Origin of the sequence: Thiocystis violacea (genome assembly GCF_016583575.1) — a bacterium.
GTDB classification, from domain to species: Bacteria; Pseudomonadota; Gammaproteobacteria; order Chromatiales; family Chromatiaceae; genus Thiocystis; species Thiocystis violacea.
The window spans coordinates 1-523 of record NZ_NRRG01000196.1 but is presented as its reverse complement, the minus strand read 5'-3'; the positions used below and the strand labels follow the sequence as shown (position 1 = coordinate 523).

General features: G+C 68.5%; 1 protein-coding gene. It reads left to right on the top strand.

Annotated features, from left to right (window positions below):
- A partial coding sequence (locus CKO27_RS24170) for a hypothetical protein (protein WP_200377439.1) occupies nucleotides 1–373 on the top strand: 373 nt, incomplete at its 5' end.
- Nucleotides 374–523 lie beyond the last annotated feature (150 nt).

Below are 523 nucleotides of genomic sequence, written 5' to 3'. Positions count from 1 at the left end.
GCTTCACGGCGGCGTTCTGGTCGTTGTTCTGTTCATCGGTCTGACGGCCGTGCTCGGCATGCGGGAGACCGGCGACCCCCAGCACATGCTGGGCGACCCCGCCGCGAACCAGCGGCCCGCCGATCCGCGTCCCATGACCGGCGGCGCCGGATCGGAGCGCTTGCCGTCCCGCGCCGAACAACGTCCGCCCGCGGAATCCGACCCACCGGCGCTGACCTGGTCGAATCAATCAGGCGAGCAGCTGCAACGCGAGGCCTGCAACCTCGCCCGGGCCGAGGTGCTGATCGCCAATACTGCAGCCAATCGTGCCGCGCGTGATGCGGTCTGCAAGCGGGCGGCCGTCCACACCACCCAGGACGCATCGATTCGCTAACGCGAGTCGCGCCCGGACGGAGGAGGGCAGGCGCAACCACCAGTGGTCCCCGCGCCTTGACGAATTCACGAATCGACGGCCGGCCTGACCGCGGAGCGCTGATCACGATGATGTCGATCCGAACCTTCACCGTGACGACGCTATTGCTCG